At 63.2% G+C, this 26,445-nt stretch carries 27 protein-coding genes; 5 read left to right on the forward strand and 22 right to left on the reverse strand.

Going from position 1 to position 26,445, the window contains the following annotated elements:
- The first annotated feature begins 92 nt into the window (after positions 1–92).
- Together HGP13_RS24115 and HGP13_RS24120 are read left to right on the forward strand one after the other, a co-directional pair.
- The gene (locus tag HGP13_RS24115; protein ID WP_172229624.1) at positions 93–608 is read left to right on the forward strand and encodes an outer membrane protein assembly factor BamE; all 516 of its coding nucleotides are present in this window, start codon (positions 93–95) and stop codon (positions 606–608) included.
- A 196-nt stretch (positions 609–804) separates the two neighbouring features.
- On the forward strand, positions 805–2,040 hold the full coding sequence (locus HGP13_RS24120; protein ID WP_172229627.1) for a hypothetical protein: 1,236 nt from the start codon (positions 805–807) through the stop codon (positions 2,038–2,040).
- 68 nt (positions 2,041–2,108) lie between these two features.
- Here the strand turns inward: HGP13_RS24120 and HGP13_RS24125 are convergent, their stop codons facing one another.
- The 17 genes from HGP13_RS24125 to HGP13_RS24205 all read right to left on the reverse strand — a co-directional run bounded on the left by HGP13_RS24125 (position 2,109) and on the right by HGP13_RS24205 (position 18,401).
- Positions 2,109–4,250 (reverse strand): sodium-translocating pyrophosphatase, encoded by a 2,142-nt coding sequence (locus HGP13_RS24125; protein WP_172229630.1) that lies wholly within the window; start codon positions 4,248–4,250, stop codon positions 2,109–2,111.
- 262 nt (positions 4,251–4,512) lie between these two features.
- A complete protein-coding gene (locus HGP13_RS24130) occupies positions 4,513–5,262 on the reverse strand; it encodes an ABC transporter permease (RefSeq protein ID WP_172229633.1) in 750 nt (249 codons plus the stop codon).
- Complete coding sequence (locus tag HGP13_RS24135) at positions 5,259–6,197, reverse strand: ABC transporter ATP-binding protein (protein ID WP_172229636.1); 939 nt, start codon at positions 6,195–6,197, stop codon at positions 5,259–5,261. Before HGP13_RS24135 ends, HGP13_RS24130 begins: the two co-directional genes overlap by 4 nt.
- On the reverse strand, positions 6,194–7,357 hold the full coding sequence (locus HGP13_RS24140; protein ID WP_172229639.1) for an ABC transporter permease: 1,164 nt from the start codon (positions 7,355–7,357) through the stop codon (positions 6,194–6,196). Before HGP13_RS24140 ends, HGP13_RS24135 begins: the two co-directional genes overlap by 4 nt.
- Before the next feature lie 55 nt (positions 7,358–7,412).
- Positions 7,413–8,324, reverse strand: coding sequence for an ABC transporter substrate-binding protein (locus HGP13_RS24145; RefSeq protein ID WP_172229642.1), 912 nt, complete (start codon positions 8,322–8,324; stop codon positions 7,413–7,415).
- Between the two features lie 181 nt (positions 8,325–8,505).
- A complete protein-coding gene (locus HGP13_RS24150) occupies positions 8,506–9,723 on the reverse strand; it encodes an MFS transporter (protein WP_172229644.1) in 1,218 nt (405 codons plus the stop codon).
- Positions 9,720–10,220: a transcription antitermination factor NusB gene (gene nusB / locus HGP13_RS24155; RefSeq protein ID WP_172229646.1), complete on the reverse strand. Its 501-nt coding sequence runs from the start codon at positions 10,218–10,220 to the stop codon at positions 9,720–9,722. Before nusB ends, HGP13_RS24150 begins: the two co-directional genes overlap by 4 nt.
- Positions 10,217–10,711 (reverse strand): 6,7-dimethyl-8-ribityllumazine synthase, encoded by a 495-nt coding sequence (gene ribH, locus HGP13_RS24160; RefSeq protein ID WP_172229648.1) that lies wholly within the window; start codon positions 10,709–10,711, stop codon positions 10,217–10,219. Before ribH ends, nusB begins: the two co-directional genes overlap by 4 nt.
- A 256-nt stretch (positions 10,712–10,967) precedes the next feature.
- Positions 10,968–11,480, reverse strand: coding sequence for a GNAT family N-acetyltransferase (locus HGP13_RS24165; RefSeq protein WP_172229650.1), 513 nt, complete (start codon positions 11,478–11,480; stop codon positions 10,968–10,970).
- 2 nt (positions 11,481–11,482) lie between these two features.
- The gene (locus HGP13_RS24170; RefSeq protein WP_172229652.1) at positions 11,483–11,782 is read right to left on the reverse strand and encodes a DUF1778 domain-containing protein; all 300 of its coding nucleotides are present in this window, start codon (positions 11,780–11,782) and stop codon (positions 11,483–11,485) included.
- A gap of 52 nt (positions 11,783–11,834) precedes the next feature.
- The gene (locus HGP13_RS24175; protein WP_172229653.1) at positions 11,835–12,452 is read right to left on the reverse strand and encodes a riboflavin synthase; all 618 of its coding nucleotides are present in this window, start codon (positions 12,450–12,452) and stop codon (positions 11,835–11,837) included.
- A 68-nt stretch (positions 12,453–12,520) separates the two neighbouring features.
- A complete protein-coding gene (gene ribD, locus HGP13_RS24180; RefSeq protein ID WP_172229654.1) occupies positions 12,521–13,651 on the reverse strand; it encodes a bifunctional diaminohydroxyphosphoribosylaminopyrimidine deaminase/5-amino-6-(5-phosphoribosylamino)uracil reductase RibD in 1,131 nt (376 codons plus the stop codon).
- A 2-nt stretch (positions 13,652–13,653) separates the two neighbouring features.
- On the reverse strand, positions 13,654–14,136 hold the full coding sequence (gene nrdR, locus HGP13_RS24185) for a transcriptional regulator NrdR (protein WP_172229655.1): 483 nt from the start codon (positions 14,134–14,136) through the stop codon (positions 13,654–13,656).
- A 79-nt stretch (positions 14,137–14,215) separates the two neighbouring features.
- Entirely contained in the window at positions 14,216–14,545 is a 330-nt protein-coding gene (locus tag HGP13_RS24190; protein ID WP_172229657.1) for a GlpM family protein, read from the reverse strand.
- A gap of 32 nt (positions 14,546–14,577) precedes the next feature.
- Positions 14,578–15,156: a hypothetical protein gene (locus HGP13_RS24195; RefSeq protein WP_172234826.1), complete on the reverse strand. Its 579-nt coding sequence runs from the start codon at positions 15,154–15,156 to the stop codon at positions 14,578–14,580.
- A 94-nt stretch (positions 15,157–15,250) separates the two neighbouring features.
- A complete protein-coding gene (gene glyA / locus HGP13_RS24200; RefSeq protein WP_172229659.1) occupies positions 15,251–16,564 on the reverse strand; it encodes a serine hydroxymethyltransferase in 1,314 nt (437 codons plus the stop codon).
- A gap of 193 nt (positions 16,565–16,757) precedes the next feature.
- Positions 16,758–18,401 carry a Na+/H+ antiporter gene (locus HGP13_RS24205; protein ID WP_172229661.1) on the reverse strand — a complete coding sequence of 548 codons (1,644 nt, stop codon included), beginning with the start codon at positions 18,399–18,401 and terminating at the stop codon, positions 16,758–16,760.
- A gap of 408 nt (positions 18,402–18,809) precedes the next feature.
- On the opposite strand from HGP13_RS24205, the gene HGP13_RS38610 reads away from it, so the two are divergent.
- Positions 18,810–19,535, forward strand: coding sequence for a helix-turn-helix transcriptional regulator (locus HGP13_RS38610; protein ID WP_172229663.1), 726 nt, complete (start codon positions 18,810–18,812; stop codon positions 19,533–19,535).
- Between the two features lie 61 nt (positions 19,536–19,596).
- On the opposite strand, the gene HGP13_RS24215 is transcribed toward HGP13_RS38610, so the two are convergent.
- The 4 genes from HGP13_RS24215 to HGP13_RS24230 form a co-directional block, all read right to left on the reverse strand.
- A complete protein-coding gene (locus HGP13_RS24215) occupies positions 19,597–20,853 on the reverse strand; it encodes a murein L,D-transpeptidase (protein WP_172229666.1) in 1,257 nt (418 codons plus the stop codon).
- 369 nt (positions 20,854–21,222) lie between these two features.
- Positions 21,223–21,738, reverse strand: a complete 516-nt coding sequence (locus HGP13_RS24220; protein WP_013896002.1) for a winged helix DNA-binding protein — start codon at positions 21,736–21,738, stop codon at positions 21,223–21,225.
- 238 nt (positions 21,739–21,976) lie between these two features.
- Positions 21,977–22,399: a DUF6163 family protein gene (locus HGP13_RS24225; RefSeq protein WP_115139495.1), complete on the reverse strand. Its 423-nt coding sequence runs from the start codon at positions 22,397–22,399 to the stop codon at positions 21,977–21,979.
- A complete protein-coding gene (locus HGP13_RS24230; RefSeq protein WP_172229669.1) occupies positions 22,396–23,439 on the reverse strand; it encodes an enoyl-CoA hydratase/isomerase family protein in 1,044 nt (347 codons plus the stop codon). The genes HGP13_RS24225 and HGP13_RS24230 overlap by 4 nt, the downstream gene beginning before the upstream one ends.
- Positions 23,440–23,623: 184 nt before the next feature.
- On the opposite strand from HGP13_RS24230, the gene HGP13_RS24235 reads away from it, so the two are divergent.
- Together HGP13_RS24235 and hemB are read left to right on the forward strand one after the other, a co-directional pair.
- Positions 23,624–24,460 carry a DUF2066 domain-containing protein gene (locus HGP13_RS24235; protein ID WP_172229672.1) on the forward strand — a complete coding sequence of 279 codons (837 nt, stop codon included), beginning with the start codon at positions 23,624–23,626 and terminating at the stop codon, positions 24,458–24,460.
- A 102-nt stretch (positions 24,461–24,562) separates the two neighbouring features.
- The gene (gene hemB, locus HGP13_RS24240) at positions 24,563–25,594 is read left to right on the forward strand and encodes a porphobilinogen synthase (protein ID WP_172229675.1); all 1,032 of its coding nucleotides are present in this window, start codon (positions 24,563–24,565) and stop codon (positions 25,592–25,594) included.
- Between the two features lie 50 nt (positions 25,595–25,644).
- Here the strand turns inward: hemB and HGP13_RS24245 are convergent, their stop codons facing one another.
- Positions 25,645–26,289, reverse strand: a complete 645-nt coding sequence (locus HGP13_RS24245) for a glutathione S-transferase (protein WP_246707465.1) — start codon at positions 26,287–26,289, stop codon at positions 25,645–25,647.
- Positions 26,290–26,445: the final 156 nt, after the last annotated feature.

A 26,445-nucleotide genomic window follows, 5' to 3' on the forward strand; every position in this document is an offset into this window, starting at 1 on the left:
TTGTTGAATTGGCCTTGTTGCATCGGCAAGCAAGCTGGTTTACCGGTTTTGCGGCCCAGCGCAAGTTGCGGCGATATAATGGAGAATTGTTGTTGCGCGCGCTGAATTTCAAGTCGACCTTCTCATCCAGGCCCGCCGGCGCGATCTCGCTGCTGCTTATCGTATCGGCGCTCTCGGCATGTCATAGCAACAAGATGTTCGGCGATCTCAGCCCGAGCGAGACGCTCACTCAAGGATATGTCTACGACCAGCAAGCCGTCGATTCGGTGCCCGTCGGCTCCAGCCGCGAGCAGGTGCTTCTGGCTCTTGGCACGCCGTCGACCACGGCGACTTTCGACAACGAGGCGTTTTATTACATTTCGCAAACGCGCAAGCGCTATGTCGCCTTCGCCAAGCCCAGGCTCGTCGACCAGAAGGTGCTCGCGGTCTATTTCGGCGCCGATGGCCGCGTCACCCAGATCGCCAATTACGGCTTGAAGGACGGTAAGATTTTCGACTTCATCTCGCGCACCACGCCGACTGGCGGCAAGGACCAGAACTTCCTCAGCCAGATCATAAACGGCGCCAGCAAGCTGGCGCCCGGCATCCCCGGCGGCGGCACTCCCTGATCATCAGACCCTGCTTCCCCACGGGGAAAGCGGCAATATCTCAGGCGACCAAAGACCCGCGGGAGCGATCCTGCGGGTTTTTGTTTTCAAATTTGCGGCCGACCATAAGCAACGCTTAAACAACCTGCGGTAGTGCTCGCTCGGCAGGAGCAGCGCGGCCGCGTTCACAAGGCGCGCGCAATGGATAGAGCTACATATGACGAAGGGCAGCTTCGCCGAATTCGTGAAGGGCTACGTCAAGAGCCTGACCATCGTTTGCATTTTGATTGCAGTTCTGGCGATTCCGCTTGGCGCTGTCGGCGGCGAAGCCGGCGCGTGGACTTTTGTGATCTTCCTAGGTCCGATAGTCGCCGCTTCCGTCTTCATCGTCCTGCCGATTGTTGTGGCTACGACCTACTTTGGAGTGAGGCGGCGCGGCAGTGCGCAGATTTTTGGCGCGGTCGCATTCTATCCGCTGACAATCGCGATTTTCTTTACGGCCCGGTACGGCCTGATGCTTATTTCAGCGGCACAAATGGACGAAGCCTACCTCAAACGGACGATCGAACACCCGATCGGCAAGATCGAGACCATGGCCTATCTCGGCATGGATTGTTACAGGACCAATTGCCCTCAACTGCTTGTCGATGGGTTCGTCGGCAGAGTGGCATTTATCGGCCAGCGGCCGAAGGTAACTCCGCCTTGGGGTGAACGCGCGCCACCGACCGATCCGGGATTGTGGGTTAAGAAGGCTTTCAGGCTTGGGCAAGGTCCCGAATGCCGAACCAAGAATTTGCAACTGAGCGGCTACTGGATCCAGCAAAGGGGGATTTTCGACGTATGTATTGTGCCGGACAGCGAAGACTTCTTACTCGGCGAGGCAACTCTAACACGGGACGGTAGAGCGAACGCGCGCGACGTCGAGCGCTTTTTCGGACCGAAAGGCGACAATATCGCTGTCGCCTACCGGGTGTCGGGCGGCGAGATAGGGCCCGAGATCGCGCGGTGGGAATCCGGGCAATTGCCGTTTGGAGGCGGCGCTGTCGGGGCCCGCTTCGAGCAAACGGATTTCATGCGCGCGCTCAGCGGAGTGACCACAGACCGGTTTGCGGAAGCCGCCAAGTTCGATCTGGCGAGCCGCATCGACATCATCCACGCAGCCATCGGCAATGTCCCCATCGATATAACGGGCGTCGTTAGCTATCTGCGGACGGCTCTCCCCAAGGGTAGCGTGAAACCCACGCTGCTTGATGAGAGCCGCAAGGCTAAGCTGCTAGATATTGGGACGTCATCCTGCACCCCCCGCGACCCAACCTCCCTGGCCTTGATCAATGGCGCCAAGAATTGCGTGCGAACCTATAATCGGTTTGTCTTAGAAATGTTCGGTACCGAACAGACGGCACTGCAGCTGCCGGAGCCTAATTTGCTAGGGACTGAAGTTCCGCAAGAGTGACTTCTGCAAAAACCGCGGGATTTGCTCCCGCGGGTTGATCTTACGTGCAGCTTTAAGGCCGGACAGGCTCAGCCGTGCGCGAGCACGGCCAGCAGCAGGAGCGCCACGATGTTGGTGATCTTGATCGCCGGGTTGACCGCCGGACCGGCGGTGTCCTTGTAGGGATCGCCGACCGTATCGCCGGTCACCGAAGCCTTGTGCGCCTCGGAGCCCTTCAGGTGCTTGACGCCATCCTTGTCGACGAAACCGTCCTCGAACGACTTTTTCGCGTTGTCCCAGGCGCCGCCGCCCGAGGTCATCGAGATGGCGACGAACAGGCCGTTGACGATGACGCCGAGCAACGAGGCGCCGAGGGCGGCGAAGGCTGACGCCTTCGACCCCGAGATCAACAGCACGCCGAAATAGACGACGAGCGGCGCCAGTACCGGCAGCAGCGACGGGATGATCATTTCCCGGATCGCCGCCTTGGTCAAAAGGTCGACCGCACGCGCATAGTTCGGCTTGGAGGTACCGGCCATGATGCCCGGATCCTCGCGGAACTGCTTGCGCACCTCCTCAACGATGGCGCCCGCCGCGCGGCCGACGGCCGTCATGGCGATGCCGCCGAACAGATACGGGATCAGGCCGCCGAAGATCAGGCCGGCGACGACGTAGGGGTTGGAGAGATCGAAGGAGATCTCGCCCATGCCCTGGAAGTAAGGATATTTGTCGCCATTGGCGGCAAAGAACTTCAGGTCGTTCGAGTAGGCCGCGAACAGCACCAACGCGCCGAGACCGGCCGAGCCGATAGCATAGCCCTTGGTCACGGCCTTGGTGGTGTTGCCGACCGCGTCGAGTGCGTCGGTGGAGTGGCGCACTTCCTTGGGCAGGCCGGCCATTTCGGCAATGCCGCCGGCATTGTCGGTGACCGGGCCGAAGGCGTCGAGCGCAACGATCATCCCGGCAAGGCCGAGCATCGTCGTCACCGCGATCGCCGTGCCGAACAGACCTGCGAGCTGGTAGGTCGAGATGATGCCCCCAACGATGACGATGGCCGGCAGCGCCGTCGATTCCAGCGAGACCGCGAGGCCCTGGATGACGTTGGTGCCGTGGCCGGTCACCGAAGCCTGGGCAATCGAGTTCACCGGACGCTTGCCGGTGCCGGTATAGTACTCGGTGATCACCACGATGAGCCCTGTCACAATGAGGCCGACCAGGCCGCAGATGAACAGGTTCTTGCCGGTGATGATCATGCCGGCAACGGTGCCAACCTCACCCCATCCGACCGTAGCGGAGGTGGCGACAGCAAGGCCGACGATCGACAGCAGGCCGGTCACGATCAGGCCTTTGTAAAGCGCGCCCATGATCGAGCCGTTCGAGCCGAGCTTGACGAAGAAGGTGCCGACGATCGAGGTCAGGATGCAGGCGCCGCAGATGGCGAGCGGATAGAGCATCGCAGTCTGCAGAACGGCGGTACCGCCGAAGAAGATGGCGCCGAGTACCATGGTGGCGACGACCGTCACGGCATAGGTTTCGAACAGGTCGGCGGCCATGCCGGCGCAGTCGCCGACATTGTCGCCGACATTGTCGGCGATGGTGGCCGGGTTGCGCGGATCGTCTTCCGGGATACCGGCTTCGACCTTGCCGACCAGATCGCCGCCAACGTCGGCACCCTTGGTGAAGATGCCGCCGCCGAGACGGGCAAAGATCGAGATCAGCGAGGCGCCGAAGCCGAGCGAGACCAGCGAGTCGATGACGATGCGATCATTGGGCTGCAGGCCCATCGGGCCGGTCAGGATGAGGAAGTAGATCGAGACGCCGAGCAGTGCCAGGCCGGCAACCAGCATGCCGGTGATGGCGCCCGACTTGAAGGCGATGTCGAGACCGGCGGCGAGGCTGTTGGAGGCCGCCTGCGCGGTGCGCACATTGGCACGCACCGAAACATGCATGCCGATGAAGCCGGCAGCGCCCGACAGGACGGCGCCGATCAGGAAGCCGATGGCGGCGGTAATGGAAAGCAGCCACCAGGCGAGCACGAGAACGACCACACCGACGATGGCGATGGTGGTGTACTGGCGCGCCAGATAAGCCTGCGCGCCTTCACGGATAGCGGCGGAGATTTCCTGCATGCGTGCATTGCCCTGATCGGCCGCGAGAACCGAACGTGTCGCCCAGATGGCGTAAAGGACAGAAAGCAAGCCGCAGGCGATGACGGCGTAAAGTATGGTCATTGCCGAATTTTCCTCGATTGCTGGCCCAAAAGAACCCCTCCCTGGGCCGTTGAGACAAAGACCGGAATCCGCGCACGGAATCCACCTCTTCGCATCGGTGTATGCGAAACAGGGCTCGGAACGTCAAGATATTGTTCGGTTTTTGCCCGGCTTTCGCCCAAAAGACAAAAGCCGCGGCGACTCTGCCGGCATAGCCCTTGATTTAGATCGATTGAAATGACGCAGGGGATCATACCAACTAGACTGCCAGATTCCCCAAGCACTACTGCGCCTCGCGTCCCATGCGCCGCGCCGCATAGCGCTCGACCGCCGACAGCCCGTCATAGATCAGCACGGCAAGGGCCGCCACGATCAGGCCGCCCTGCAGGATGAAGGCGAGATTGTTGGACAAGAGGCCGGCGATGATCACCTCGCCCAGCGTCTTGGCGGCCACCGTCGAGCCGATGGTGGCCGTGGCCAGGCTGATCACCACCGACAACCGGATACCGCCCAGGATGATCGGTGCGCTGAGCGGCAACTCTACCTTGGTAAGCCTTTGCCAGCCGGTCATGCCGGCGCCGCGCGCAGCCTCCATCACATTGGCCGGCAGCGTCGTCAGCCCGGTCAGCGTATTCTCGAAGATCGGCAGCAGGCCATAAAGAAACAGCGCGATCAGCGTTGGTTTCTCGCCGAAGCCAACAGCCGGCACGGCGAGCGCCAGCACCGCCACGGGCGGAAAGGTCTGGCCAATGTTGACCAGGCTACGCGACAGCGGCAAGAATTCCGCACCAGCGGGCCTCGTGACCAGGATGGCAAGCGCGACGGCAACGATGGTTGCAGCCACAGTGGCGATCAGCACTGTGCCCAGATGCAACAGCGTCAAGGTCAGCAGGCTGCCCTGATTGTAGATCACCGGCGCATTGTTTTCTGTCAACGGCTTCAGCAACGGCTCGAACCAGCCGGGGTTGGTGAGGAAGGCGACGAGCAGCACGGCAAGGGCAAGCCGCAGCAGCGCCGGCAGCCAGGCTTTCATGCCGGCCTCGCCGCGCGCTTGACCAGCGCGTCGACCGTGACCCGGCCGAGCGGTTCGCCGTCGGCGCCTTTTACCGGCAGTGCCGGCCGGCCTGACCACAACAGTTCGGCCAACGCGTCGCGCTGGCTGGCATCGCCGGGGATCGCTTCGCCCTCAGCGGTTCCATTCTCCACCGCGTCACGCACCTGCCCGAGCGACAACAGCCGGAATGGTCTTTCGCTGGCGCCGACCAGGGTCTCGACGAAGCTGCTGGCCGGGTTCGCCAGGATCTCGGCGGGTCTGGCGTTTTGCACGAGCTTGCCGGCATCCATCACCGCGATCTTGTCGCCCATATGCACGGCCTCTTCCATGTCATGGGTGACGAGGATGATGGTGGTGCCGAAGCGCTTCTGGATCGCCAGCAGGTCTTCCTGCGCCTTGGTGCGGATGATCGGGTCGAGCGCGCCGAACGGCTCGTCCATCAACAGCACGTTGGGCTCGGCGGCGAGCGCGCGGGCAACGCCGACGCGCTGCTGCTGGCCGCCGGACAATTCGTGCGGGTAGCGCGGCCCGTAAGCCTGGGGGTCGAGCTGATAGAGCGTCATCAGCTCATCGACGCGCGCCTTGATGCGGTCCTTGTCCCAGCCGAGCAGCACCGGCACGGTGGCGATGTTCTGCGCCACGGTGCGATGCGGAAACAGACCATGGCCCTGGATGGCGTAGCCGATGCTGCGGCGCAATTCATAACCGGGCACGGAACGATTGTCGGCACCGTCGAGCTTGATGATACCTGATGTCGGCTCGACCAGCCGGTTGATCATGCGCAGCAGCGTCGTCTTGCCCGAACCGGATGTGCCGACAATGACGCATACCGTGCGCGGCTCGATGACCATCGATACGTCGTCGACCACCGTTGTCGCGTCATAAACCTTGGTAATGCCTTCGATCTCGATCATGCCGTTTCAACCCTGCGCTTTGTGGCAGTCATTTCGATCACCGCGTCGAGGATGATGGCGGCGGCGAAGGCGAGCGCGACCGTCGGCACGGCGCCGAGCAGCACCAGATCCATCGCCGTCTGGCCGACGCCCTGGAACACGAACACGCCGAAGCCGCCGCCACCGATCAGGGCAGCGATGGTGGCGAGACCGATATTCTGCACCAGCACAATGCGGATGCCAGTGAGGATCACCGGGAAGGCCAGCGGAAACTCGACACCGAACAGGCGCTGACGGTCGGTCATGCCCATGCCGCGCGCTGCGTCATTGGCGGCACGCGGCACGCCGGCAAGGCCGACCACGGTGTTGGCCACAACCGGCAGCAGCGAATAGAGGAACAGGGCGACGAAGGCAGGTGCGGTACCAATGCCTCGAATTCCCAGTGCCGCAGCCCCCGGCACGTGGATGGCGACCCAGCCGAGCGGCGCGATCAGCAGGCCGAACAGCGCGATCGAGGGAATGGTCTGGATGATGTTGAGTACGTTGAGCATGCCGGCGCGCAGCCTCTCGACGCGGTGGCACAGGATGCCGAGCGGCAGGCCGACGATGACCGCGGCAGCCAGCGAACCGAGCGCCAGCGTCACATGCTTGGAGCCTTCGGCCCAGAAACTGTCGGCGCGGTTGAAATACTCTTTCAGGATCGACAGATTGTCCCAGCTTCCCGACATCAAAAGCAGGCCAATCGCCAAAGCAGCGACGACAAGCACGCCAACCCGCGCCAAGGGCGATAGGTTCAGCCTTGTCAGCACATCGGCCAGCAAAAGCGTAAAGGCAAAAATGAGGATCCAGAAACCGGAGGCTGGCGACACCCTGGCGAAGGTGTTGCCGGCCGGCGTCAAGAATGTGCCGGCGACGCCGATGAGCAGCGCCAGCGCTGCAAGCGCGACGACGCCGGCGGCGAGGCGCAGCACCAGCGATGTCCTGAACAGTGCTATGAGCGCTGCGGCGACGATGATGGCGAGCAGCAACCATCCTGTGGTTGCCGGCAGCGCTTCGACAATCGAGCGCGCTTGCCCCGGAACGATGCGGTTGGCACGAAACGTGGCAAAGGGGGCGAGGAACGCCGCATAGGCCGCGATCACCGCGATGACCACGCCGAGCTTGTCGAAGCGGATATTCACGCGCTCCCCCCGTCGGTCGTTCCGGCGCGCCACGCGAGCAGGGCCCGGAATCGTCCTACTTCAGAAAGCCGCTCTTCTTCAAAAAGTCCTCGGCGACGCCCTTGACCGGCTCGCCGCCGACCTGCACGCGGCCGTTCAGTTCCTGCAACGTGACGAGGTCGAGCTTGGCGAAGACCGGCTTCAGCAGCGTCTCGATCTCAGGATGTTCCTTGAGCACGGATTCGCGGATGATCGGCGTCGGCTGGTAGACCGGCTGCACGCCCTTGTCGTCCTCGAGCACGACCAGGCCGGACGGCGCAATGCCGCCGTCGGTGCCATAGACCATGGCGGCGTTGGCACCGCTGGTCTGGTTGGCCGCAGCGGCGATGGTCGCCGCCGTGTCGCCACCGGAGAGCGTGATCAGCTGCTCGGGCTTCAGCTTGAAGCCATAGGTGGTCTGGAAGGCCGGCAGTGCCGCCGCCGAATTGACGAACTCGGCCGAGGCCGCCAGCACCACCTGGCCGCCGCCGGCGACATATTTGCCGAAATCGGAAAGCGTGGCGAGCTTGTTGGCGTCAGTCACTTCCTTGCGCAGCGCGATCGCCCAGGTGTTGTTGGCCGGCGCCGGCGACAGCCAGACGATCTTGTTGGCGTCATAGTCGAGCTTCTTGGCCGTCTCATAGGCCTTGGCGGCATCCTTCCACACGGGGTCATCGGCCTTCTCGAAGAAGAAGGCGGCGTTGCCGGTGTATTCGGGATAGATGTCGATCTCACCGGCGGTGATCGCCTTGCGCACCACCGGCGTGCCACCGAGCTGGATGCGGTCAGTGGTCTTGATGTTGTTGGCGTTGAGAACGAGCTGGATGATGTTGCCGAGCACGCCACCCTCGGTATCGATCTTCGAGGAGACAACCACCTGAGCACTGGCGGAAGCCGCCGTGATGGCCAGCGCCAATGCCGCGCCGGCGAAAACCTTGACTGAAAACATTCTTGAAAACCTCTTGCTGTGAACCGGAATGCGGTGGCCGCATATGAGCATGGCTTCAACGGCCAGTCGGGGCATACGGTTTCATAACAATAGGTACAGACGCAATAATTTTGTTTCAGATCTGCAAATTCAACCGAAGCAATCCTGACAGCATCATGTCAAGTCGACAGCAGTTCGAGGATCAGTTGCTCGCCTTGCGCAGAGCGGTCATCTTGAGCGCGACGAGTGCGACGAAGCACAGAACGGCGACCGGAAAGATCATCCAGTTCAGCATCTGCCAGCCCCAGGCGTTGTAGACCATGCCCGACAGCAGAGACGCGCAGGCGACGGAGCCGAACAGGACGAAGTCGTGAAAACCCTGCACCTTGCCCTTTTCCGAGGGCCGGTAGCTGGCCGCCACCATGGCGGTGGCGCCGATGAAGCCAAAATTCCAACCAAGGCCGAGCAGGATCAGCGACGTCCAGAATTGCCAAAGCGCCAGACCCGACAAAGCGACAATGGCGCAGCCGATGAGCAGGATCAGGCCGGTGGCGACAATGCGCTCGGCGCCGAAGCGATGGATCAGCGAGCCGGTGAAGAAGCTCGGCGCGAACATCGCCATGACGTGCCAGGAGATGCCCAGCGTCGCATCGTCCTCCGACAGGCCGCAGCCGACCATGGCCAGCGGTGCGCCGGTCATGACGAAGCTCATCAGCGCATAGCTGCCGACGGCACAACACAACGCGGCGACGAAGCGCGGCTTGGTGACGATTTCGGACAGCGGTCTGGCATCGCCCTCGGCGATGTCGAACTTGCTCTCGGCCCTCGCCGGCAGGCGCAGAAACGACAGGATAAGGGCGCCAACCGCGGCCAGCGGCAGGATGGAAGCGAACGAGCCGGCAAACATTACCGGCGCGAACAGTTCACGGGTGAAGATGACGATCTGCGGCCCAAGGATGGCGGTGATTATGCCGCCGGCCAGCACGAAGGAGATGGCGCGCGCCTTGAACTCCGGCGGCGCATTGTCGGCGGCGGCGAAGCGGAACTGCTGGACGAAGGCACCACCGATGCCGATCACCAGCAGCGCGAAGGCAAACAGCCAGAAACTGCTGTGGAAAAGCGCTAGTGTGGCGACCAGGCCGCCAAGCGCGGTGACCACGGTTCCAGTCATGAAGCCGTTGCGCTGGCCTAGTCTGCGGATGATGGCCGCGGCCGGCAGCGCGCCAAGCGCCACGCCGATATTGAAGCCGGTGATCGGCGCCGTCGCCAGCGATTTGTCGGCGCCCAGCAGGTATTGCCCAGCCAGCGCGCCCATCGAGATGGCGATGGGTGCCGCTGAGCCGATGATCGCCTGCGAGGCGGCGAGGATCAAAGCGGTGCGCCGCCCATCCCTGCCCGCCTCGACGGCGATGGCCGTCACGATGCGTCCTTGCCGCGCCCCTCGCCGCGCACCCGGCGTGACACGCGGTCGAGCACGGCATTGACCAGCTTCGGTTCGTCTTCTTCGTAGAAGGCCTTGGCGATGTCGACATATTCAGAGACGATGACGGCCACCGGCACGTCTTCGCGTTTCATCAGCTCATAGACGCCGGCGCGCATGATGGCGCGCAGCGTCGAATCGAGCCGAGACAGCGGCCAATCATCGGTCAGAGCCTGGCGGATGACCGGGTCGATGGTCTTCTGGTTCTCGACGACGCCGGTCAGGATGGCGCGGAACCATTGGGCATCCGCCTCGCGGTAGAGCGCGCCGTCGACTTCCTTGCCGAGGCGAAACGCCTCATATTCGGCGGTGATCTCGAAGACGCCGCTGCCGGCGACATCCATCTGATAAAGCGCCTGCACGGCGGCCAGACGGGCGGCGCCGCGCTTGTTGGCGTGGCGCACCGGGGGCTGTCCGGGCGAAGCGGGCTCGCTCACGATCGCGCTCCCAATTGTTCCTTGAGCGCAATCATGGTCAGCGCCGCACGCGCGGCAAAGCCGCCCTTGTCGCCTTCCGAGCGCTTGGCCCGCGTCCATGCCTGCGCGTCGTTCTCGGTGGTCAGGATGCCGTTGCCGATGCAGACCGAGTCCTGCACGGACAGGTCCATCAGCGCGCGGCTGGATTCATTGGCGACGATGTCGAAATGATAGGTGTCGCCGCGAACGACGGTGCCGAGCGCGACGAAGCCGTCGTAGTTGGTGCCGCCTTCGGCCGCGCCGTCCAGCGCGAAGGTGATCACTGCGGGAATTTCGAGGGAACCTGGAACAGTGACGACGTCGTAGGTCGCGCCTGCTTCATCGAGCGCGCTTGTGGCGCCGTCGAGCAGCGCGTCGGCAAGGTCGTCGTGGAAGCGCGCTTCGACAATGAGCAGATGCGCCTTCGCCTTCGGACGAATGAAGGCTTTGCCGTGTTGGGATGTACCAGCCATAAAAGTCTCCGGGGGGTTGCCGGTGACTTAGGCCGAAGCCGGATTGATCGCAAGCGGAAGATTGCTGGAGGCGCGTCAGGCCTATCCCCTCTTTGGGGAAGGCGCCGAGATCGGGCAGTCTGTGCCGAGGCTTTCAGCCCAGGCAAGAATGGCTTCATGATCCACCATACGGCGGCCGGCATCTACATCGGCCAATGCTTCCCGTGTGAGCCGCTCCTTCTCTTTGGAGCTTGTGCTTTCCGTCACAGTCACTTCCTCATTCGAACAGCTTTGCGATGTCGGTCATCGGCCGGAAGAGCCTCATCGGTTGATCCGGAAATGGCAGGAAACTCTCGCGTTGGTAGAAACCGCGCGCGTTTTCATCCTTGGCATCGACCACAACGGCGAACGAAGCAATCTCGCTCTTGACGCAACGGGACAGAGCGTCAGCCAGGAGATAGCGGCCGTAGCCCTGCCCCCTATACCGCCGATCGACAGTGAGGCGTCCCAGCAACGTGGCCGGAATGAGTGGATAGCGGGGAAGCTTGCGAACGGTTTGGGCAGGCCAATCGCCGACGGCCACGGCGGCAGCGGACAGCGTGTAATATCCGGCCACAGTTCCGTCCGGCAAAACAAGAATGAAGGGTGCCGCTACGTTCTTGCGCGCGTCCTGCCCGGCCTGAACCCTAAGATATCGATCGAGCGCCTCTACGCCGCTCTCGAAAGATGCCCTGTCGTGCTGCACACCAAGCACTTCGACCAGAAGAATACCCTCGGCCGAACTGCTCACCTTCAGGTACCAGTGGCTTGACGGTATCGGCGCACCGTCTCGCGCAGACGATCATTCACGGGTTGCGGATTGATCAAAGCATCCACGAAGGCGCGACTATCGCGGACGGAAAGGTCGAGGCGCTGATGCTCCTCGATGGCCCGGCGGGCTGCTTCATGGACACTGGTCAGCACAAAATCCGTCACCGTCCGACCCTGCAAGGCGGCTGCATGTTCAATAAGGCTCTTCTGATCGGCCGTGATGCGGGCCTCCAGGCGTTCGCCACGGATACGACTTCGACTTGGGTGAGCTTGTGCCGTCATCGTCTTTCTCCTGAAGGCAATGTACGGCCAATGGCCGGCAAATTCAAGTGACTCAAAGCCCCTCTTTCGCCGCCTCCGCCAGCCGCGCGGCGTAGCGGGCCATGGTGTCGATCTCGAGATTGACGCGGTCGCCGGCCTTGCGCTCGCCCCAGGTGGTGACGGTCAGCGAGTGGTGGATCAGCAGCACGTCGAAGCGGGTGCCCTCGACCTTGTTGACGGTAAGCGAGGTGCCGTCGAGCGCCACGGAGCCTTTCGGCGCGATGAATTTCGCCAGATGGCGCGGCGCGTCCAGCGTGAAGCGCACCGCATCGCCCTCGTCCTTGCGCTCGACGATCTCGGCGGTGCCGTCGACATGGCCCGAAACGATGTGGCCGCCAAGTTCGTCGCCGATCTTCAGCGCCCGCTCGAGATTGACCTTGCTGCCGGATTTCCAGATCGAGGCCGTGGTCAGCCGCAAGGCCTCTTCCCAGGCCTCGACCTCGAACCAGCGCGCGTTAGAGCCATGGTCGGGCAAAGCCGTGACCGTCAGGCACACACCGCCGCAGGAGATCGAGGCGCCAATGGCGATGGTCCCGGGGTCATAGGCGGTGTCGATGCGCAAGCCGACGCCTTCGCTCAGCGGCTTGACGGCCGCCACGGTGCCGATATCGGTGACAATTCCGGTAAACATCGATGCTATCTTCCCGTTTTGACCATGACCTTGTCCGAAAACCGGGTCCCACTTTTCGGGATCATGGTCTAGAGGTCTCTTACCCACTCGGCGTAGCTGTCTTCGCCGAAGCGCATCTCGCGCAGCTTGCGAAAGCCTGCCGGGATATGGTCGGCGTCGATGGGCGATGCAATGCCGCCATCGCCGATCGCCTCCGGCCCCTGGAACAGCACGATACGATCGACCAGCCCATCGGCCAGGAAAGCGCTGGCCACCTTGGCGCCGCCCTCGACCAGCACGCTTGCCATGCCGAGCGCCGCCAGATCCTCGAGCAACTCCGGCAGCGCCACTCCGCCTTCGTGCGTTTCGGTGCCGATGAAGCGCACGCCGGCGCGTTCGAGTGCGGCCCGCCGATGCGGATCGGCCTCCAGGCAAGCGGCGACGTAGAGCGGCACGCGATCCACGCCCGAGGCCAGTTTCGAGGACTCAGGCAGCCTGATCTGCCGGTCGAGAACGATGCGTGCCGGCGAACGGTTCTCCAGGCCCGGCAAGCGGACCGTTAGCGCCGGATCATCCTCGAGCGCCGTGCCGATGCCGATCAGGATGCCGTCAGCCTCGGCCCGCATCAGGTAGACTTCGCGGCGGGCGATGTCGCCTGTAATAGCGACCTGGCCGACGCCTTCCCTGCCGATCTTGCCGTCACTGGAAAGCGCAAGCTTCAGAATCACTTCCGGGCGCTTCCTGAGCGACCGAATGAGATAACCAGCCATCTGCTCGGCGGCTTCGCCCGCCAGAACCTTCTCGACGACCTCGACACCGGCGGCGCGCAGGATGGCATAGCCCTTGCCAGAGACGCGCGGATCGGGATCGCTGGCAGCCCCCACGACGCGCGCAATGCCGGCATTGACCAGCGCGTTGGCGCAAGGCGGGGTGCGGCCGTGATGAGCGCAAGGTTCCAAAGTGACGTAAGCCGTGGCGCCCCGCGCGAGTTCGCCGGCCTCGGCCAGCGCCTCGGTTTCGGCATGCGGCCGGCCGCCGACGGCGGTGACACCGGTGCCGACGATCATCGGCCCAGCACCGTTGTCGCGCACGATCACCGTACCCACGGAAGGATTGGTCGAGGTCCTGCCGGCATTGCGGCGCGACAGCCGCAGCGCCGCGGCCATGAAACGGCGATCAAGGGCTGCCTGTCCGGCCTCGCTACGCTGCGATACTGCCATGCTCAGCCCGCTTCCCCTTCACTGCTCTTGTCTTCGTCGCCCTTCAGTTCGCCCAGCAGCTCATGGAAGTCCTTGGCCTCGCGGAAATTGCGGTAGACCGAGGCGAAGCGCACATAGGCGACGTCGTCGAGCGATTTCAGCGCTTCCATGACCAGCTTGCCGACCTCGCCGGAGGCCACTTCGGTCTCGCCGGAGCTTTCAAGCTGGCGCACGATGCCGGTCACCGCGCGATCAATCCGCTCGGGATCGACATTGCGCTTGCGCACGGCGATCTCGACCGAGCGCAGCAGCTTGTCGCGGTCGAACGGCACCTTTCGCCCTGACTTCTTGACCACGACGAGGTCGCGTAACTGGACGCGCTCGAAGGTGGTGAAACGGCCGCCGCAATCGGGGCAGACACGCCGCCTGCGGATTGCCGCGCCGTCCTCGGCGGGGCGCGAATCCTTCACCTGCGTATCTTCGGACTGGCAATAGGGACAGCGCATGAAAAGCCTTGGGTTCGCGAATCTGGTGGGGCGAAAGGCTTAGAGCCTTTCCGGTCGGGATTGAAGCGGTTCCGTGTCTTCAGAGATAGCGAGGCGCGAGGAAGATTGCCAGCGCGGCAACCAGCCAGACGGCGATGCCGCCGACGACAGCCAGGCGATAGTCGACCTTGTCGATGAACCACCAGCAGGCGCCGAGGAAGGCAAGATAGGCGGGAATTGTCTTCATCCCGGCAAGGCAGGCATCGCGAAAACCGCTCGGATCTCCCTTGGCACCCACGGCGAGCAAGGCAATGACGGCAAAGGTCGGCGCCAGCGGCAGTATCCCTGGCAAGACATTGCCTCGCTTGGACGCCCAGACGATCAGCGCCGTCACCAGGCCGCCGACCACGCCCTTCCAGACAATGTCCATCCGCGCCCCCTATTCCGATCCGGCCGTCAGCGTCACGGCGCGACGTCCTTGGTCGGGAAGCCGCAGGACGTTCCGAGGCTGCGGTAGGCCTTGGTGAAACCATCCATCGGGATGCTGGCGACAACGTTCGTGCCGAAAGTCACATCGAGCGAGATGACCTGGCGCATGGCTCGCAGCAGGGCGAGACTGGTCTTGGCCTGATTGTCGACCGTCCAGCTCGGGCGGCCGATGACGGCATCGTTGGAATAGACTGTCGTCGAAACCTTGACGCCTGGATCGCCGAACGTCGCTGCGATCTTCTTGCCCGACGGCAGTTCCTTGTTGTCAACGGTAAGCATGATGGCCGGATAGGCATCAGGCGGCAGCGCATCGCCAGTCGAGATCGACAAGGTCAGCGTGCCCGAATTGCCGCTCGCATCGAAGAACGCCGTCGAAGCCGCACAGGTCTTGCTCGCATCCTGGCCGGTGTCGAGCACATCGACGATGGTCGTCCATTTGCCGAAGGTGCTGGTGGCAGGCGTGTCCGGGGCGGGCTGCGTCTGCGCCAAGGCAGACCCGCAAACGGCCAGCCAGCCGCCGACACCGAGTGAGGCGGGACGAAAATTGCGCATCATTAAGTCTCCAGTTCCATGCGTCACCCGATCAGGGGTGACGCCGTGCCGGCGAATAAAAGATGACGCTTCGCGCCTGGTCAATCGAGAATGGTCAACCGAGATAGGGATAGAGCGGAAAACGATCGGTCAGCGCCACGACCTTGGCTTTCACCGCCGCTTCGACCGCGGCATTGCCCTCGTCTGAATTGGCGACCTTGAGACCATCCAGCACTTCGGCGATCAGCTTGCCGATCTCGCGGAACCCGGCCTGGCCGAAGCCGCGCGTGGTGCCGGCCGGCGTGCCGAGGCGCACGCCCGAGGTGACGAAGGGCTTTTCCGGATCGAAGGGGATGCCGTTCTTGTTGCAGGTGATGTTGGCGCGGCCAAGGGCTGCCTCGGCGCGCTTGCCGGTGGCATTCTTCGGCCGCAGGTCAACCAGCATCAGATGGTTGTCGGTGCCGCCGGAGACGATGTCGAGGCCCGTCTCCTTGAGGCTCGAAGCCAGCGCCTTGGCGTTGGCGGCCACACTCTCCGCATAGACCTTGAAGCTCGGCTTCAGCGCTTCGCCGAAGGCCACCGCCTTGGCGGCGATGACATGCATCAGCGGGCCGCCTTGCAGGCCGGGGAACACGGCCGAGTTCATCTTCTTGGCGATGTCCTCGTCATTGCACAGGATCATGCCGCCGCGCGGGCCGCGCAGCGACTTGTGCGTGGTGGTCGTCACCACGTGTGCATGCGGCAGCGGCGACGGATGCACGCCGCCGGCGACGAGGCCGGCGATGTGGGCCATGTCGACCATCAGATAGGCGCCGACCGCATCCGCGATCTCGCGAAAGCGCTTCCAGTCCCAGATGCGCGAATAGGCGGTGCCGCCGGCCAGGATCAGCTTCGGCTTGGTCTCATGCGCGGTCTTCTCGATCGCGTCCATGTCGAGCAGATGGTCTTCCTTGCGCACGCCATAGGAGACGACCTTGAACCACTTGCCGCTCATATTGACCGGCGAGCCGTGGGTGAGATGGCCACCGGAATTGAGGTCGAGGCCCATGAAGGTGTCGCCGGGCTGCAGCAGCGCCAGGAACACCGCCTGGTTCATCTGGCTGCCGGAATTCGGCTGGACGTTGGCGAAATTGCAGCCGAACAGCTTCTTCGCCCGCTCGATGGCCAGTTCCTCGGCCACGTCGACGAACTGGCAGCCGCCATAGTAGCGCTTGCCCGGATAGCCCTCGGCATATTTGTTGGTCATGATCGATCCCTGCGCCTCGAGAACCGCGCGAGAAACGATGTTCTCCGAAGCGATCAGCTCGATCTCGTGGCGCTGGCGACCGAGTTCGTTGCGGATGGCGCCGAAAATCTCCGGATCGGCGTCTTCCAGCGTGGTTTCGAAGAAGGATTCGAATTTGTTCGACACTGCCGCTGCTGTTGCCATGGCCTGAAATCCTCGGTTCGGGGGCAATTTGCTTATGCATATCGTTGCCCCAAAACCGCTGCACAGCTTTGGGCGACATGCATTGCCGCGCCATTAACACAGTTGTTTTCGACCCGCCACGTTTGCAGCGCGAAATTTGCTGGCCGGTTTGCGGCAGAGCCTGCAAATCCACAGCCCCTGGGCATCGCCGGTCCTATTTCCGCGTCTGCCTGCCGTTCAAAAGGGCCTCCGTCAGGGTGATCTCTGTGAACAACGCTCGCGCCGTGTGATCGTTGATCTCGCCGCGCTGAAGCATGGCGCGCACCGCAGTGCGTTCGGCCTCGATGCCGGCAAGTCGCATTTCGAGCTCCGCCCGCCCGGCCTCGCGCGCCTCGGCTCGGGCTTCATCGGCCTCGTCGGAGGTGGCGATGCGGCGCCGGTAGCCGGCGACGATGTTTTCGGCGGCGACAAGTCTGGCGCCGGGCACCTCGCCGTCGTCGTCGCTGCTGCCCGCCATGCTCTCGATGCGGACGATCGCCGCATTGGCAGCGCCGACACGCGCCCGGCGCTCCTCGGCAGCACCTGCATCCTCGCCCGGCTCGACCAGGCCGCGCGCAATCACCGGCAAGGCAAGGCTGGCGATCAGCAGGGAGCAGATGATGACGCCGGCGGCGAGGAAGATGACCAGGTCGCGTGCCGGAAATGGCGAGCCGTCCTGCAAGACCAGCGGCAGCGACAATATGCCGGCCAGCGTGATCGCGCCGCGCACGCCGGCCACCGATCCGGCGAGCCGCACACGCAGGCCGAACGGCTCGGCCTCGCGCTTGCCGAGCCTCGCCGCTATCCCCGCCGTGACGTCGCCAATCCAGATCCAGACGAAGCGGAGCGCGATCAGGCAGACCGTCAGCGCCACCACCGTCAGCACCGGTTGGATGATCGGATAGTGACCCGTGAGTTCCGGCGGCACCTTGCGGATGATTTCGGGAAGCTGCAGGCCGAGCACGATGAACAGCGCGCCGTTGAAGACGAAGGAAAACGTCGTCCACAGCGAGATCGTCTGCATGCGCGCCGAGACGCCGAGAAAGCGGAATATGCCGGTGCTCCCGGTCAGCAGGCCGGCGGTCACCGCCGCCAGGATGCCCGAGGCCCCGAAATGCTCGGCGCCGAGATAGGCGACGAAGGGCAGCAGGATGGTGATCAGTACCTGCGCCTCGGCCGGCACGCCACCAATGCGGTTCAAGAGTTGCAGCGCCTTGGCGGCGACGAACAAGGCCGCCACGCCGGCCAGGATGCCGACCGCCACGGCATAGAGGAAACTCAGCGAGGCGGCGGCAAAGGAAAAGCTGCCGGTCAATGCCGCCGCCACGGCAAAGCGGAACATGACCAGGCCCGACGCATCGTTGAGCAGCGACTCGCCTTCCAGAATGTGCATCAGCCGCGCCGGAACGACGTTCCTGTCGACGATCGAGGAGACTGCCACCGCATCGGTCGGCGACAGCACTGCCGCTAGCGCGAAGGCAACCACCAGCGGAATGCTCGGCACCAGCCAGTGCAAGGCATAGCCGAAGCCGACGATGGTGAAGAAGACGAGGCCGATGGCAAGGTCGAGGATCGGCCCACGCAATGCCATCAGCTCGCGCTTGGGCGCGCCGAAAGCGTCGCTGAACAGCAGTGGCGGAATGAACACCAGCAGGAACAGTTCCGGATCGATCTCGACATGGATGCCGCGCACCGGCCAGGCGAGCGCGGCGCCTATCGCGATCTGCAGGACCGGCAGCGGCACCCGCACCAGCCGCACCAGCGCGCCGGAAACGGCGACGAAGACGAGCACGACGAGGATGAAGATGGCGGTTTGCATGGCTCGATTCCGGCTGTTTGCCGGACCATGCGCAATCATCGGCGCCAGGTCCAGACAGCGCTGGCGAAGCGATGGCCGAGAGGACAAAAGACCGAGTGGCCGGCAAGACGCCGATGTCGGAAAAAGGCCGGCACCTGGAGTCAGCGCAAGGCTGCCTGGAGGCACCAGGTGGCCGGCCACACGCCGGCCCCCGCGGTCGACGTGCGTATGCAGAGCGCCAATGTCCAAAACACTCGGGCATGAAATGCCGGAAGCCAGCGCCGATGCTTTTGTGGATACGCGAGCATAGTCCAGCATCAACCTCCCGATAGCGCGGGGTTGACAGACGGCTGTCGCCAGTTGTCGGCCTTGCGGGTCATACTCGGCCGTGCGACGCTGCGTTACGGCTCACGAGCGGGGGTTCGATCGATGCTGTCACGGATCATGGCACATGCCGAACCGGCATTGGCGGCGAAGACGGCCGAGGGCGCAAGCACCGGTTATTTCGCGGCGATGGAAACCTTCGGCGCTTCCTATCTGCAGACCCGCCTCTATCGAAGGCCGTCAGCAACGCTGACCTCCGCCAGCCATTGGGCGGCCGGCGGCTTCATCACGCGGCTGGCGCCGGCGGACTGGCCGGGCAGCCCGGCATTCGACTATGTCTGCTTCGAGTGCAACCCTTTGCTGGGCGCGATCCGCGAAAGCCGCACGCGCTACCGCTTCTCCGACTTTGCCCCGCGCGGCCGCGCTGAGTTCGGCGTTTACTGGGAAGCGCTCGGCGAGGCCGGGATCAATGACGCGCTATGCTCCACCTCCTATGGCGCCGACGGCGCCATAGCCTCGCTGCATCTCGGCTTTCACGAACGTGACTTCACGGCAGACGAGAGCTTTGCCATCCAGATGGCCGGCCTCGTGCTGACGGAAAGGCTGATGAGCCTGACGACGCCGCCGCCCGCCGCTGCCGTCCGGCTGACGGTGCGCGAACGCGACAGCCTGGCGTTGGTCGCCGAAGGCAAGACGGATTGGGAAATCTCGGTCATTCTGGGCATTGCCGAAGCGACGGTGCGCTTCCATGTCGACAATGCCAGGCGCAAGCTTGGCGCCGTCAATCGCGCACAAGCGGTGGCGCGGCTGGTCAATCAGCGGCTGATTTAACGCCCGCACAAAACAAAAAAGGCCGCCCTTTGAGCGGCCTTTCGTTAGCATCATCAGATGCTTAGAGCGAAGAAGTGATCTGCAACTCGCTGGCGCCATCGAGCGCGTAGACGTCGTCGCGAAACTGGACGACGCCGGGTCCGGTCGACCAGGCCGAGAGATAGAGGAAGTGCACCGGCACCGGGTTGGTGACCTGGATCGGCGTGTTCTGGCCGGTCTTGATCGCCGCCTCGAAATGCTGGCGATCCCAGCCGGGCGTGTCGCGCAGGACCCAGGTGACGAGGTCGCGCACGTTCTGGACGCGCACGCAGCCAGAGGAATCGAAGCGCATCATCTTGCCGAACAGGCTCTGCTGCGGCGTGTCGTGCATGTAGACGCCGTCCGGGCTCGGGAAATTGATCTTGACCGACGCCATGGCGTTTTCCGAACCGGGATCCTGGCGGAACCGGTACTTGGCGGCGTCGTCGGTCGACCAGTCCACGTTCATCGGATCGACTTCGCTGCCATCCGGCGCGAACAGGCGGATGTGGCTGTTCTTGAGATAATTGGGATCCTTCCGCATCAACGGAATGATGTCCTTGCGCACGATCGAGACCGGCGCGTTCCAGTACGGATTGACGATGATCTCGTTGATCTTGGAATTGACGATCGGCGTCTGGCGATCGATCTTGCCGACGATAGCCGTGTGGCGAAGCACGACGCGGTCATTCTCGACAGCTTCGACCTGCGCCGCCGGAATGTCGACCAGCACATAGCGGTTGCCGAGCGTGCCGGCCTTCTCCTTCAACCGTTGCAGATTGGTCTGCAACTGGCCGAGCCGGATTTGCGCCGAAACGTTCATCGCGGCGTAGGTGTATTTGCCCATAGAGCCGTCAGCGGGCAGACCATGGCGCAACTGGAAGCGCTTGACCGCCGAGTCGACATAGGAATCGAAGGCCGTCGAAATGCCGGCGCTCTGCGACAGGTCGCCTGCAATCATCAGGCGCTTGCGCAGCGGCACCACATCCGGGTCATCGACGCCGAGTTGCAGTTTCTTGGTCGCGGGAACGTCTACCCAGCCACCCTGCCCGACGATGTTCTGATATTGCGCGACCGCCTGCTCCGTGAACGCAACGGTCTGCGGGCTGAAGATCGGTAGCGTCGAAGCCACCTTGCCGCCTTCGCTGGCGCGGGCGTCGAACTGGTCATCCCAATTGCCGCGGGCCGAGGATTTCAGGATATCCCCGATCACATCCTGCGCGTTCGCACGGCCAGCCACCATGGCGGCGGCGGCGAGCGCGGAGGCTCCGGAAAGGAAAAAACGGCGGCTGGTTCTCATGGACGTTCCAGACATAGGTAGCGGTTCGATACATAGGTAGCGGTTCGATCACTTGCTGCGTCGGTCATCGGGCGATCTCGCCCGCACTCTAAAATTGGCAATCTTAACAATTAGCCAACCATGGCCCGTATCACGTTGGCTAGAAACGCACGAGGCGCGATACGGTTGCGGGTGGACGCATGGTCTTGACGACAGCATCACTGCCACCCTCGGTTCCATTGGAATATGGCGGCAACGTGGCCTTGCGCCCAATTTGGGCCGCCCGGCGTGGCGAAAAGAAAAGACCGGTGCTTTTCGGCACCGGCCCTGACTGAAGGTCGCTATGTCGGCCGCGCTTCTATGGCGTGGGCCAGATCCAATAGGGATGGCTTACATCCGGTAGGCGATGGTGTCGTTCCAGAAGCGGTCGAGCCGCTGCAAGGCGCGGTTCATCTGCTTGAACTCGTCGGTGTTGATGCCGCCGACCTGCTCGATCGAGCCGACATGGCGCTCGTAGAGACCGGCGACGACATCAGCCACCTCGTTGCCCTTCGGCGTCAGCGAGACGCGGACCGAACGGCGGTCGATACGCGAGCGCTGGTGGTTGATGAAGCCGAGATCGACCAGCTTCTTCAGATTGTAGGAGACGTTCGAGCCGAGATAATAGCCACGCGAGCGAAGCTCGCCGGCGGTCAGCTCGGAATTGCCGATGTTGAACAGCAGCAGCGCCTGGATGGCGTTGATGTCGGAACGGCCGTTGCGGTCGAATTCGTCCTTGATGACGTCAAGCAGGCGGCGGTGCAGCCGCTCGACGAGCTGCAGCGATTCCATGTACAGGGAACGGATAGCCTCGCGGCGATCGTCGGATACGTTGGCGGTCTTCGCCGCCGGACGCGAATTGATCATTGTCTTTGCCTCTCGTTTGTCGCCCTGGTGATTTTTTGTTTTTCACCTTGATCGCGACACTATCGAATACTCATAAAATTCGACTTAAACGCTAGGGCTAACAAGAGCTTACCGGTAAGAGGTTTCGAAAGAGGCTTAACGAACGGTCACCCGAGCAAGGATAATTAACCTAAAGGCTTAGGCACTTATCGCAGGGTTCAATCCGGGCGTTTGCCAAGTCGCCAATGCCCTCAACGGCTTAGTGCCGGACAGGGCGTTTCTGGAGCCAGATGACGACGCGAAAGACGATGTAGAGCAGCGCCACCGCCGCATGCGAGACGACAATCAGCAACCGATGGCCGAAAAGTTCGGGAAAGCCGGCATACATCACGGTCTCGGTGACCGCGCAGATGAACCAGATCACCGGGCCCCACGAGGCCAGCATCCACAGCCCGGCCGCGGCGAAAGGGAAAAACACGGCGAGCATCACCGCCGCCACCTGCCAGTGTACGGGCATCAGGTCGAAGCGCCAGAGCGAGCCCGGATAGAAGCCGATCAGCTTGATCCAGTAGAGGATGCCGAACAGCAGGCAGTAGCCCGCGATGACACGCTGGAACCAGGCGAAGATCACCTCGACCGTCGAGGGTTGAAGCACGACGCGTCTCGACGTCACCTCGCTCATGCCGGAAGTTCCCGTTCGCCGAGCGGGGCGAAGTAGGCCGCGACATCCGCCTCGCCGACCGCATCGAGCGTTGCCGGCCGCCATTGCGGCTTCGATCCCTTGTCGATGATGGCGGCACGGATGCCTTCGTAGAAATCGTGGCCGGCAAGCATGCGGTTGAGGATGCGGAATTCCATCTTCATGCAGTCGTCCATCGACAAGGTCTGCCCGGCGCTGATCTGCCGCCAGGCGACGCGAAGGCTGGTTGGCGAGCGCATGCGCATCGTCGCCAGCGTCTTTGCCGCGAATTCGTCGGTGCCCGATGCACGGTCCAGGCTGTCCACAACATCCTGCAGCGATGGCTGGGCAAAATGGCGCGATATCGCTTCCAGCGTCGGCCTGTCGGTCTCCCGCTTTGCCCGGACGAAGAAACCGGGCAGCACCGATTCCGGATCGCCGGTCAGCGCCAGTCGATCAAGAAAGCTTGCCTGGTCTTCGGCCTTGATGGCGTGGGTGGCCAGCCCCGACCACAGCGCGTCGCCATAGCGGATGCGGTTGCCGGTCAAGGCCAGATACATGCCGAAAGAGCCGCCAAGGTCCGACAGCAGATGGCTGGCGCCGACATCCGGGAAAAAGCCTATGCCGACCTCCGGCATGGCGAACTGGGCATTCTCGGTCATCACCCGGTGCGAGCCGTGAAAGGAAATGCCGACGCCGCCACCCATGACGATGCCGTCGATGAGCGCCACATAGGGCTTCTTGAAGCTGTTGATGCGGGCGTTCAGCCGGTACTCGTCGGCAAAGAACTCGACCGGCGGCTTTCCGGCCCGGCCGGCCTCATAGATGTGCAGGATGTCGCCTCCGGCCGAAAATGCCCTGCCCTCGGCCTTGACGAGGACGACATCCACACCGTCGTCGCGCTCCCAAGCACGCAGGGCCTTGTCCAGCGCCTTGACCATGCGATGGGTGACGGCATTGAGCGCCTGCGGCCGCGTCAGTGTGATGACGCCGGCCCGGCCCAGCCGCTCGAAGCGGATCTCGTCGCCGCCGCCAAAATCCATCGCCAGAGAATCCCTCCCCCGCGCCTGCGGGACTGAAGTGCTAAAGGCGGCGCATGGGTGCGTCAATGGCAGCAGTCTGTTCCCGCGACCTTGGCGGACGGCCGTGGCCGGTGCTACAAGATCGCCGCCGTTGCAGGCGAAGCGTCGATATTGCGCGCGCAGACGGCTTCGGGGACCGCTGGCCATGTCCGGATCTGTTCGTGCCGCGCTTTTGACGGTCGGGCTTGTGATTGCCACCTTTTTTGGGCCGCACGCTGCATTCGCCGTCACGCTCGACGAGCTCTACCAGTCGCAGACCATCGTCACCGGTCAGGGCGAGGTGAACCGCCAGATAGGCTTCAGGGACTGCCTGGACCGGGTTCTGGTCAGGGTTTCAGGCGATCGGCGGCTGCTTGAGAGACCCGAAATGGCTGAACTGCGCGACAAGGCCGGCAGCTTCGTCGATTCGTTCCGCTATCACGATCGGATGGAGGGCATTCCGATCCATGACGAGCAAGGCACGCACGACCGGCCGCATGACCTGACCTGTCTCTACAAGCCTGCCACGGTCAACAAGCTGCTGGCTTCGCTCGGCAGCAAGCCCTGGCTTGGCGCTCGACCGACGCTGTCGATACTCCTGGCGGTGGAACGCGCGGGGCGCGGATTCGTACTCGCGAGCGATGGGGACGAAAGCCCCTATATGCGAGACTCGTTGGAGGCGGCTGCCCGGCCTATGGCGATGTCGATCGTCATTCCAGACAAGGCTACGCTCACCAAGGGTGGCTTCATTTTCGAGGAGGTAAGGGCCATGGCCACCTCGCCTGAACTGCTGGGCGGCGATGCAAGAACCCTTGGCGGCCGACCACTCCTTTTCGGCAACATCCAGTGGCGCGACAAGGACTTGGGCTGGACAGTAGACTGGTGGCTTGCGATTGATGGCAAAACCTATGACTGGCAAATACGCGGTGTCAGCTTCGACGAGGCGTTCCGCGTGGCAATCAAGGGCGCGGCACAGATTCTTTCTGGCAATGGCCAGCCCTGATAAGGCGGCGGCTTCGGCCTGGCACAATCGTGTCGCATTGGTCAGTGGCAAGGGCTCGTGGTAAAAGCCGCCGAACGAGAGTTTTGGCCGAGAGTTTTGGCAATGAACAGATTCACCCCGACCAAGCCAGCCGGCGCGCGCAGCGTCGACGACATCACCGGCAGCCGCCGCTTGCGCCGCATGCGCAAGGCCGACTGGTCACGCCGTCTGGTGCAGGAGAACCGGCTTTCGGTCGACGATTTGATCTGGCCGATCTTCGTCGTCGAGGGCAAGGATGTGCGCGAACCGATCGCCGCCATGCCCGGCGTCTTCCGCCTGTCGGTCGATCTTGCCGTCAAGGAGGCCGAACGCGCGGCCAAGCTCGGCATTCCGGCCCTCGCCACCTTCCCCAATGTCGAACTGGCCTTACGCGACCAGACCGGCTCGCACATCCTCGACCCGGAAAACATCATCAACCGCGCCACCCGCGCCATAAAGGACGCGGTGCCCGAAATCGGCATCATCACTGACGCCGCGCTCGACCCGTTCACCAGCCATGGCCATGACGGCATCCTGCGCGACGGCATCATCGTCAACGACGAAACGGTGGAACAGGTCGCGGCGGCGGCCGTCATCCAGGCCGCGGCAGGCGCCGACATCATCGCGCCGTCCGACATGATGGACGGCCGCATCGGCGCCATCCGCGACGCGCTCGACGCCAACGGCTTTCAGGACGTGGCGATCATGTCCTATGCGACCAAGTTCGCCTCGGCCTTCTACGGCCCCTATCGCGAGGCGGTCGGCACCGCCGGCCTGCTCAAGGGCGACAAGAAGACCTATTACATCGACCACGCCAATTCGGACGAGGCGGTGCGCGAGGCCGAGCAGGACATCGCCGAGGGCGCCGACATGCTGATGGTCAAGCCCGGCCTGCCCTATCTCGACATCATCCGCAGGCTGAAGGACGAATTCCAGATGCCGACCTTCGCCTACCAGGTGTCGGGCGAATATTCGATGATCAAGGCGGCAGGCGCCAATGGCTGGATCGATGGCGAAAAGGCGATGCTGGAATCGCTGCTCGCCTTCAAGCGTGCCGGCTGCGACGGCATCTTGACCTATTTCGCGCCCGAAGTGGCGCAGATGCTGAAAGGGTAGCAGCGCGCCCCTTACACAGCGAGGCCCCGCTCGGCGACGCCCGGCTGGCCTTAAAATTCCACGTCCAGTTCGATGATGTCCTCGGGCTCGGCCAATGCGTCTTGCGTCCATTCCTGCATCAGCGGCCAGGCGAAGATGGTATCGCAATAGGCGGCGAGCGGCGCTTCGAGTTCGACCGCATAGGTGCGGAAACGGGTACAGACAGGCGCGTACATCGCGTCGGCCACGGTCGGCGACGCGCCGAACAGCCAGGGACCGCCGTAAGCCTCGAGGCATTCGGACCAGATCGTCTTGATCCGCTCCACATCCGGGCGCGCGCCGGAAAAGATCTTGAAGCTCTTGTGCCTTGCCTTCAGGCTCATCGGCAGCGCCGAGCGCAAATTGTGAAAACCCGAATGCATCTCGCCGGACACGGCGCGGCAATGGGCGCGAGCGACGCGGTCGGCCGGCAGGAGCCCTACTCCCGGCATGGTCTCGGCCAGGTATTCGGCGATTGCCAGCGTGTCCCACACCGTCACCCCGTCATGGGTCAGACGCGGCACCAGAACCGATGGCGACAGCAAAAGCAATTCCTGCCGTTGCCCGGCATCATCGATATCGACGCGCTTTTCCTCGAACTCCAGCCCGGCCATGCGGCAGAGCAGCCAGCCGCGCAGCGACCAGGACGAATAGTTCTTCGACGAGATCGTCAACATGGCCTTGGCCGCGGGCCTTTTAGGCGCAGGCACCTTAGTCCCGGACACCTTGGTTGCTGGCTTACTCATGTCATCTTCGTCATGCCATCGACCCTCCGAGCCCTTTTGCCGGCAACAATCCTCTCGCAATGCACAAAATTTTGCACTAGATTTTTT

It is taken from the genome of Mesorhizobium sp. NZP2077 (assembly GCF_013170805.1).
Lineage (GTDB): Bacteria > Pseudomonadota > Alphaproteobacteria > Rhizobiales > Rhizobiaceae > Mesorhizobium.

What these genes read in the sequence shown, in the direction of transcription:
- HGP13_RS24120 (WP_172229627.1), top strand. Translation starts at nt 805, where the DNA reads ATGACGAAGGGCAGCTTCGCCGAATTCGTGAAGGGCTACGTCAAGAGC.
- HGP13_RS24125 (WP_172229630.1), bottom strand. Translation starts at nt 4,250, where the DNA reads ATGACCATACTTTACGCCGTCATCGCCTGCGGCTTGCTTTCTGTCCTT.
- HGP13_RS24130 (WP_172229633.1), bottom strand. Translation starts at nt 5,262, where the DNA reads ATGAAAGCCTGGCTGCCGGCGCTGCTGCGGCTTGCCCTTGCCGTGCTG.
- HGP13_RS24135 (WP_172229636.1), bottom strand. Translation starts at nt 6,197, where the DNA reads ATGATCGAGATCGAAGGCATTACCAAGGTTTATGACGCGACAACGGTG.
- HGP13_RS24145 (WP_172229642.1), bottom strand. Translation starts at nt 8,324, where the DNA reads ATGTTTTCAGTCAAGGTTTTCGCCGGCGCGGCATTGGCGCTGGCCATC.
- ribH (WP_172229648.1), bottom strand. Translation starts at nt 10,711, where the DNA reads ATGGCTGGTACATCCCAACACGGCAAAGCCTTCATTCGTCCGAAGGCG.
- HGP13_RS24170 (WP_172229652.1), bottom strand. Translation starts at nt 11,782, where the DNA reads ATGACGGCACAAGCTCACCCAAGTCGAAGTCGTATCCGTGGCGAACGC.
- HGP13_RS24175 (WP_172229653.1), bottom strand. Translation starts at nt 12,452, where the DNA reads ATGTTTACCGGAATTGTCACCGATATCGGCACCGTGGCGGCCGTCAAG.
- ribD (WP_172229654.1), bottom strand. Translation starts at nt 13,651, where the DNA reads ATGGCAGTATCGCAGCGTAGCGAGGCCGGACAGGCAGCCCTTGATCGC.
- nrdR (WP_172229655.1), bottom strand. Translation starts at nt 14,136, where the DNA reads ATGCGCTGTCCCTATTGCCAGTCCGAAGATACGCAGGTGAAGGATTCG.
- HGP13_RS24190 (WP_172229657.1), bottom strand. Translation starts at nt 14,545, where the DNA reads ATGGACATTGTCTGGAAGGGCGTGGTCGGCGGCCTGGTGACGGCGCTG.
- HGP13_RS24195 (WP_172234826.1), bottom strand. Translation starts at nt 15,156, where the DNA reads ATGCGCAATTTTCGTCCCGCCTCACTCGGTGTCGGCGGCTGGCTGGCC.
- glyA (WP_172229659.1), bottom strand. Translation starts at nt 16,564, where the DNA reads ATGGCAACAGCAGCGGCAGTGTCGAACAAATTCGAATCCTTCTTCGAA.
- HGP13_RS24205 (WP_172229661.1), bottom strand. Translation starts at nt 18,401, where the DNA reads ATGCAAACCGCCATCTTCATCCTCGTCGTGCTCGTCTTCGTCGCCGTT.
- HGP13_RS38610 (WP_172229663.1), top strand. Translation starts at nt 18,810, where the DNA reads ATGCTGTCACGGATCATGGCACATGCCGAACCGGCATTGGCGGCGAAG.
- HGP13_RS24215 (WP_172229666.1), bottom strand. Translation starts at nt 20,853, where the DNA reads ATGAGAACCAGCCGCCGTTTTTTCCTTTCCGGAGCCTCCGCGCTCGCC.
- HGP13_RS24220 (WP_013896002.1), bottom strand. Translation starts at nt 21,738, where the DNA reads ATGATCAATTCGCGTCCGGCGGCGAAGACCGCCAACGTATCCGACGAT.
- HGP13_RS24225 (WP_115139495.1), bottom strand. Translation starts at nt 22,399, where the DNA reads ATGAGCGAGGTGACGTCGAGACGCGTCGTGCTTCAACCCTCGACGGTC.
- HGP13_RS24230 (WP_172229669.1), bottom strand. Translation starts at nt 23,439, where the DNA reads ATGGATTTTGGCGGCGGCGACGAGATCCGCTTCGAGCGGCTGGGCCGG.
- HGP13_RS24235 (WP_172229672.1), top strand. Translation starts at nt 23,624, where the DNA reads ATGTCCGGATCTGTTCGTGCCGCGCTTTTGACGGTCGGGCTTGTGATT.
- hemB (WP_172229675.1), top strand. Translation starts at nt 24,563, where the DNA reads ATGAACAGATTCACCCCGACCAAGCCAGCCGGCGCGCGCAGCGTCGAC.
- HGP13_RS24245 (WP_246707465.1), bottom strand. Translation starts at nt 26,289, where the DNA reads ATGTTGACGATCTCGTCGAAGAACTATTCGTCCTGGTCGCTGCGCGGC.